General features: G+C 45.3%; 5 protein-coding genes. All 5 read right to left on the bottom strand.

What is annotated here, in order from left to right:
- The coding region (locus IID12_08790; protein ID MCH8289186.1) for a proline iminopeptidase-family hydrolase at positions 1-928 on the bottom strand (928 nt) is incomplete at its 3' end.
- Positions 929-1,339: 411 nt separating this feature from the next.
- Positions 1,340-2,500 (bottom strand): FAD-dependent oxidoreductase, encoded by a 1,161-nt coding sequence (locus IID12_08785; protein ID MCH8289185.1) that lies wholly within the window; start codon positions 2,498-2,500, stop codon positions 1,340-1,342.
- Positions 2,501-2,940: 440 nt separating this feature from the next.
- The gene (locus IID12_08780; GenBank protein ID MCH8289184.1) at positions 2,941-3,363 is read right to left on the bottom strand and encodes a nitrate reductase cytochrome c-type subunit; all 423 of its coding nucleotides are present in this window, start codon (positions 3,361-3,363) and stop codon (positions 2,941-2,943) included.
- A 15-nt stretch (positions 3,364-3,378) separates the two neighbouring features.
- Entirely contained in the window at positions 3,379-5,775 is a 2,397-nt protein-coding gene (locus IID12_08775) for a molybdopterin-dependent oxidoreductase (GenBank protein MCH8289183.1), read from the bottom strand.
- A 609-nt stretch (positions 5,776-6,384) separates the two neighbouring features.
- Positions 6,385-8,065 (bottom strand): tetratricopeptide repeat protein (locus tag IID12_08770; GenBank protein ID MCH8289182.1); only part of this gene is annotated, 1,681 nt, incomplete at its 5' end.

The raw sequence follows: 8,065 nt of genomic DNA, 5'->3' as shown, positions 1-8,065 counted from the left end.
TATGTTCCGGATCCATCGTATCGTATGCGCCGCCTATTGTGAGTGTAGGCACTCGTATCTTGTGCAGATCGGATTTCCTGTCCCAGTTAACGAGCCTGCCGGAAGCGCCGAATTCACTCGGACCCTGCAAAAGTACATACACTTTCGGATTCATATGCTCAAACGCCCTGTTTACAGGATCGGGCCATTCTTCGGCAGGCATCCGAAGGAAATGCTGCTCGTAGTGATGCGGAACAAGCAGTTCCATATATCGGGGGTTGTCAAAATCATTGGCGGCTTCCAAAGCTCTCAGCTCTGACAGCACATCCGGGTCGATTCGCTTTGACAGCACTTCAGCGGCAAATTTATTGTAATCCGGTATGCTCGCCATCATGTTCGAGATGATCAGTCCTTTCAGATTATCCTGATATTTAAGAGCGTACTCTATAGCTAAAATTCCGCCCCACGATTGTCCGTAGAGATAGAAATTTTCCACCGTCAGATTCAGTGCTTTACGCACCTGCTCCACCTCTTCGACGAACCGCTCCGTCGTCCAGAGAGAACTATCATCGGGTTGATCACTGTAATAGGAACCGAGTTGATCGTAATAGTAATATTCTATCCCCGCTCCCGGGAAGTAGCTGTCAAACGCTTCCAAATATTCATGGGTAAACCCGGGACCGCCGTGCAGGGTCAGCACCTTGATCGAGGGATTATTTCCTATACGCTTCGTCCAGACTTTGAAATCCCCCTTTGGAGTGGACACACTTATCATCTTCACACCCCCGCTGAGGACGTCATCCCTGCCGGAATTGTCGAAATACGCATCCTTCGATGTGGTCTTGTCAGCCGAACAAGAAAAAGTGAGCAGCAGGAGAGCAAGAGCTGTCGTTATCTGACGCTGTATATTGCCTCCTTTCACTGAAGAAGTGTTATTTGTGCGATTCATACATTCCTCCCCATAAGATTGATTTCAGTCGGGGTCATAAAACAGTGACTCATACCGATTCTTGTTAACAATTATTCTCTTGGTTGATGTTCTAAGATAGGAAACAGAAATCGATCTATCCATATCTTTCGGTTCGAGGCGCAATTTCTTTTTGTGGCGGTCAGGAGTTAAGAAGTCCCGCCATCGGCGGAGGTCCGGACGCCTTAAGATCAATCGTACTGTGTCAGGGCAAGCCCTAACCAGCACTTTATTCCCCGTCGTGCTGAGCGCCTGCCCGACGGATGTCTGACGGGGAGTCGAAGCACCCTGAGATTCCTTCCTCGTCCGGACAGATGTGGGGGACGTCTCGCAGAGACTCCCTCGGAGCAGATCTGCGTCCCATGTAATCCGATAATTCAGCCGGAATTTGCCTTACTGATTTTGCCTTACTCCGAACCATTTTTCTATCCGATCCTTCTCAAACCTTATCTTATCCTGCTTGAATTCGACTGTGGGTCCTTCAAGGGAGACTTCGGGTTCAGGTTTTCCAAGAAAATTCGTGTTTAATTTCCCCACCATACCCTCACCCAACTCCACGAAACATGTACCTATTCCTTCATAACGCAGAGTACTTTCCTCACCTTTTATCTTACTCAGGATATCCGATACAACAACTTCCGCCCCGTTCTCCGCAAGAGCGCCTGACTTCGGAACGGCAAATTCCCCTACCGGTACGTTCGTTACATCGCCTATCGCATACACGTTTTCATACGGTGTCTCAAGATTATCCGTTGATATGGATATCCAGCCGCCGTTACCGAGAGCTGATTCCCGGATCACCTTCGGCGGCTTGTGAATCGGAATGCCGATAAACAGATCGTAAGGCATAGGCTCGCGATTTTCAATCACCGCTGATTTATTTGCAATATCGAGTTCCGTTACCTTGTGTTTGCTATACAGCTCGATATTTCTTTCCGTTAAAAGCTCTTCAATTCTCTCAGATACATTGGGAGCGATTGGAAGCGGAATCGGCGACGGGATCAGGACTTTAATATTCACATCGTCTCTTACGCCCTTCTGCTTGAAATATTCGTCTAACTGAAATGCCGCTTCGTACGGAGCCGGGGGACATTTATACGGTTTGCTGAAAATGCTGATAACGATCGTCCCTGACCGGAAATTATCAATTGCCGTATAGAGTTTCTCTCCCCCCTTCAGCGAGTAAAATTCATACCCTCCTTCCACGAATCCGGGGATAGCGTCCGGGAAAGTGTCGGCTCCGAGCGCTACGACCAAATAATCATATCCGAATTCACCGGAGACCGTTTTTACGTTTTTCTGTTCCGGGTCGATAAGCAGAATCTCATCGTGTATAAAGTTTACCCCTTCGATAGCAAGGTCTTTGTAGTATGATTTTACATCTTCTGCGGTGCGGCGTCCGAACATGACGTCAAATTTCGTGAATCCGATTATGAAATATTCGCTTTTATCTATGAGCTCAATAGTGTATGAATCATCGAGCTCTTTCCTCAAATTCAATGCGGTATCGAGACCTCCGAATCCGGCGCCTAATATCAATATTTTCTTATTCATTTTATTTCTTTCTTAATTAGCCATGGATAAATACAAAATATGACACTTGCGTATTAAAATGAAGAGTATAATTCATTCTTCGTTGGATTAGATAATTAATTTTGAGTGTGAATCAATAGCCCCGGACTTAAGTCCGGGGTTAATAAGAATCCCTAACACCCGTAACCATTTTAATGGTTTTCGTGGCAGTCAGGAGTTGTCCGCCAGGCATTTGTCGGACTGGTTCTGACACCCAATAGATAGAGGTTTTTCGGTCAGGATAAACGAAGTTCCGCCGGCGTTGGAGCGACGACGCGGCATTAGAAATCTCCTGAAGAATTTAGTTAAATCTACTTATTGCCGACATCAAGCCGATTGAATGATTATTACAACTTATGGAGGAGAGTCCGGGTCAGTTTAGAGGCTTTAAGAGAACGATATTCTTATATTGATTTATCTTGTCAGTTTGAAACGCCCAATTCCGCCTGGAGGACATGACATTGAAGGCAATTGTAGCGAACACCGGTAACATTTTCTTCCTCTTGTTCATTTTTAAATTCATTTAAAAAATGCGAATCAGGAACTTTAGTGGCTATATGCCCCTCGTCCAACTCCTCTCCTTCTAAATGGCAATCAAGACAGTCATTTGATTCTTTGGTAATTGAAAAATCGACAATACTGTGAGGTATTAAATTCGGAGCGATAAAATACGGTTTCTCCAAGAGAGAGCTTTCACCCGCTTCAACTTCAGTGTGGCGATTCATTCCCGGTTTCCCTTTTACCAATCCCTTTTCCTTGTAAACAACACGAGGTGTTGTGTTGCACGACGTAGTAATTACCAATGCTAAAATCAAAAAAATATTATATCGAAACAACTGTTTCATCGTTTAACACCAAGGTTAGACTTTTTCAATTTTTACTGCGCATTTTTTGAAATCTGCCTGCTTGGAAATAGGACAATAAGCGTCTAAGGTCAGGTTGTTTATCATTACGTCCTCATCAAACCAGGGCACGTACACCATTCCTTCCTGAGGAGTTACCCGACCTCCGATTTCGATGTGCAAGGTTATCTCTCCTCTTTTGGAGCTTAACTTTATCCTGTCGCCGTTTACGAGTCCGGCATTCTTAGCGTCTTCAGGGTGCAGGTTAGCCGTGGCATGCGGATACGCTTTATTGAGGTCGTCAACCCGTCTTGTCATAGTGCCGGAATGCCAATGTTCCAATACTCTCCCGGTGCACAGCCAAAGCGGATATTCTTCGTTAGGTATTTCCGGCGGCGGTTCATAAGGCCGGAACCAGATCGTCGCCTTGTTATCCTGCTTTTTATTCCCGTAAAATTGGACGTCCGAACCCTTTTCAACATATGGGTCGTAACCTTCCCTATATCTGATAATAGTTTCCTTGCCGTCCACAACGGGCCAGCGTAATCCTCTCGAATTATGATATTCATCAAACGAAGCCAGATCATGACCCTTTCCCAAACCAAACTTACGATACTCATCCCATATCGCCTTTTCCAGATAAAAGCCGGATGCTTCACTCGCATCTGAGGAGTTGTGTCCTTCCGGCAGCGGGTATTCCGCCGGAGAATAATCGAACAGTTTGGACAGACCCATCCGTTTTGCGAACTCGACCAGCTGCCACAGGTCCGACTTTGATTCACCGGGCGCGTCAACCATCTTTTTCCAGAAATGGGTTCTGCGTTCCGCGTTCCCGAACGCCCCTTCTTTCTCGACCCACATAGCGCTCGGCAAAACGACGTCCGCCACTTCAGTCGACCGGGTCGGATATACGTCTGAAACGATGATAAACCGCCCGTCCTTTAAAGCGCCTTTTTTATACCGGTTCAGATTAGGATATGCCTGAAAAGGATTTGCTGTCATGCTCCAGAAAACTTCCAAATCTCCTCTGTCAAGAGCCTGCATCATTGCGATGGCATGATACGAAGGCTTAGCGGGAATCGTTCCGGCGGGAATATTCCATATTTTCTCGGTTCTTGCTCTGTGCTTTGGATTGGTCACTACCATATCCGCCGGCAGGCGATGCGTGAATGTGCCGACCTCTCTGCATGTGCCGCAAGCGCTCGGCTGTCCTGTCAGAGAGTACGGCTGGTTTCCCGGCTCGCTGATCTTTCCCGTCAACAGGTGAAGGTTGTATATCAGGTTATTCATCCAGGTGCCGCGAGTGTGTTGATTAACTCCCATCGTCCAGAGAGAGATGACCTTCGTATCGGGATTTCCGTAAATTTCCGCCAGATAGAGTAGATCCGATTGCGATATTCCGCTTATCTCCCCGACGTATTCCGGCGTGTATTTAGAAACGGATTTCTCATACTCTTCAAGATCAATAAGCTCCGCCTTCTCCTTGAACTTGAAATTATCATCTAATCCGTAACCGATATTCTCCTTACCCTTCTTCAGCAGAACATGCTTCTCGAGGAAATCGTGATTGACCTGGTTTTTCTCTATTATGATCTTTGCGATTCCGTTTGCTATAGCCAGATCCGATTGAGGTTTAAATATTATCTCTCTATCGGCTAAGTCGGAGCTGCGATTCGTAATTGTCGTAAGATTTATCAGTTTGCCGTTCGGGTTGCTCAGCAACCTGTCGCTGATCTTCGAATGCAGTATCGGATGCATCTCGGCAATATTCGCCCCCCACAATATAAAAGCGTCACCCTTATCGAAATCATCATAACTGCCCATCGGTTCATCCATTCCGAATGTCGTCATGAAGCCCGCAACAGCGCTCGCCATGCAATGTCTTGCATTAACATCCAAGCTGTTCGATGCCAATCCACCTTTCCAGATCTTCGAGGCGGCGTAACCTTCCCAAATCGTCCATTGACCGGAGCCGAACATCGCAACAGCGGAGGGTCCTTTCTCCTTGATAGTTTTCTTAACTTTTTTCACGATCAGGTCCATCGCTTCATCCCATGACGCCTCTGTAAGCTCGCCGCTTTTGTCGTATTTTCCGTTTTTCATCCTGATCAAAGGCTTGGTAAGACGGTCATCCGCGTATTGTATAAAGGGAAGCGCGTACCCTTTGACGCAGAGAGTTCCCTGGTTAACCGATGATTTCGGGTCACCCTTAACAGCCATTATCTTGCCGTCTTTCACACCAACAAGAACCGAACAACCGACTCCGCAAAATCTACAAGGCGCTTTATCCCATTTGAGATCTTTTTCGGGGTCTCCTCTAAAAGGTTGGAAAGGATTAAAAAATATACCGCTCCCGGCTATGAGAAAGGCGCTGGAACTTTGAAGGAGGAATTCCCGTCTTGAAACATTGCTCATGTTCTTACCTTCTGCTTAAACACTATTGATATCTTTTGAGATAAATTTCCTTGAGCTTTATCGAATTATTCATCTTGCTTTCGCACTCACACAGAATACCCCCTCGTAAACTTGTTGTCCATATGTTACCGTTCAAATAATATTTTTGCAATGAGAAAATGAGAGAACTGCCTGAAAATCCTTTTTGTTTAACTCACATAACTGCTCTATTAAATATTCAGTTGAATTATTCTAACAGTATCAGTTCTTATCTTCGAGAGAATAACAATTAGCAGGTTTTACTAACGGGTCGTTTTTGAGATATGTTTTGTAGTTCGTCTCCCCTCCTTTTATAAAGGAGGGGGCTTTTTCCTCCCCCTTTGAAGGGGGTATCCGTCGGCTGACGGATGGGGGATGTGATTGTTGTGCATTGCTAAATCACACCCTCCGTCTTCAGACTTCGTCTGAATCCACCTCCCTCAAGGGAGGAGTCTATTGAATCACCACAATCAAGCAACTATAAGTGGGCGGGGTAGCCGATCATATCGAAATATCATAGGAAAGGCCTGCTCCGCCAGCGTCCGTAAACATGATGGCGGCGAGTTTGCGTTTTGGAGTGGAATCTGCCACTTAGTGCTCCAAACCCATCTTTTTTAGTAATTCACTGAATCTGGGGTCTGAGCGCAGACTGTCAAATTTTGGATCCACTTTGATATAGACTAATTTGCCTTCTCGTTTTTCATAGGCGAGTTCCAATTGTTCAAACGCTTTATCTTTTTGACCAAGGCGGGTATATAACACTGCTCTGATGATTGATGAGATACGGTCCGGGTCCGGGTAGCTATCCACCCATTCGAGAACATCCTGCCAATAGTCTGTCCAACTTGATACTGCAAAAGTCTGATGAGATTCCCAGAAAGCTTCAACGTTCGATCCAGCAAGACTACCTGATAACACATAGTGATCGATTGCCTGCTCATACTTTCCTTTTTGCTCGTAAACATTTGCGAGTACTGCGTACGCGCTGGTAAAGTTTGGGTCCATATCAAGCAATATATTCGCTTGATCTACCGCTCTGTCATATCGGCGGCTGTAGTAAAATATTCTTGCAGCCGTTTGATTTACATTAAGCGATACCGGATCGAGTTCTAAGGCAATTTTGGCCTCTTTTATTGCCTCATCTAATCTCCCAACGGCAGCTAAATACAGGGCGTAAAATTCATGAGCATTACTGTCGTTCGCATCGAGTTCGATGGCGCGCTTGAACTCTTGTTCCGCTCCCTTCCAATCCCAATCATGCGTTCGCTTCACATACGCTAAAGCCGTGTGTGCTTCCGCTAAATTGTCATCGATTTCTAATGCTTTCTTCGCAGCTACAGTTGCTTTCAAAAATGCTTCCCTCCGAGGCAGCAAATCATGATTAAAGTATCCTACTGCAGCATATGATTTCGACAATTCCGAATAAGCTAAGGCGTATAACGGGTCTTTGTCGAGTGCTAAATTTAAATACTCGATGCCCTTTTTTAATCCTTCTTTTGTAGCCTTGTTAGAGTAAAAACGACCTTTCAAATACAGATTATACGCCGCCAAATTTTCTGTATGTCGTTCAGCAACCGAAAATTCATCTTTTCCTACAAATTCAATTTTCAGCCTGTTAGCAATCGACTGAGATATCTCATCCTGTATAGCAAAAACGTCGGACATCTCACGCTCAAAGATTTCCGACCAGATGTGATAGCCGTCCTCTATGTTAATAAGCTGGGCGGTAATACGTAGTTTGGATCCTGACTTTCTAACGCTTCCCTCGAGGATTGTTTTGACGTTAAGTTTCTCTCCGACTTCCCGGATGTCTATCTTCTCTCCCTTGAACCTGAACGAGGAGGTCCGTGAGGCTACCCGCAGTCCGTTAATTTTTGTAAGGGCATTAATTATCTCTTCAGTCATACCATCACTGAAATATTCATTTTCGGGATCCGAACTCATATTTTCAAAGGGCAGAACAGCAATGGAAGCCATTGAATCTCGCTCACTTGAAATTCCTTCGAGTGTAGCCGACTTATCTGAAACAGTTTTATAGACATAGAAGCCGGAGAATATGATTATGACAGCCAATACGGCAAATGCCAGCCTCTTTCTAAATATTCCTTCATATCGTGGAATATTCACGGGAGGATCATCCCCAATCTCTGAAATCGCGAAAACTTCCATTGGCTCATCAACGTTTTTAAGATTTTGCTTACCCAAAGAATTCAGATTGAGTCCCGGTTGATTTTTAACGTCATCCCGAACTCTTGAAGAGACACTTATCCCC

The organism is Candidatus Neomarinimicrobiota bacterium, assembly GCA_022567655.1.
Taxonomy (GTDB): Bacteria; Fidelibacterota; SORT01; order SORT01; family SORT01; genus JADFGO01.
This window is presented reverse-complemented; position numbering and strand designations above follow the sequence as displayed.

Coding starts and splice junctions, on each gene's coding strand:
- IID12_08785 (MCH8289185.1), bottom strand. CDS start 2,500: ATGAATAAGAAAATATTGATATTAGGCGCCGGATTCGGAGGTCTCGAT.
- IID12_08780 (MCH8289184.1), bottom strand. CDS start 3,363: ATGAAACAGTTGTTTCGATATAATATTTTTTTGATTTTAGCATTGGTA.
- IID12_08775 (MCH8289183.1), bottom strand. CDS start 5,775: ATGAGCAATGTTTCAAGACGGGAATTCCTCCTTCAAAGTTCCAGCGCC.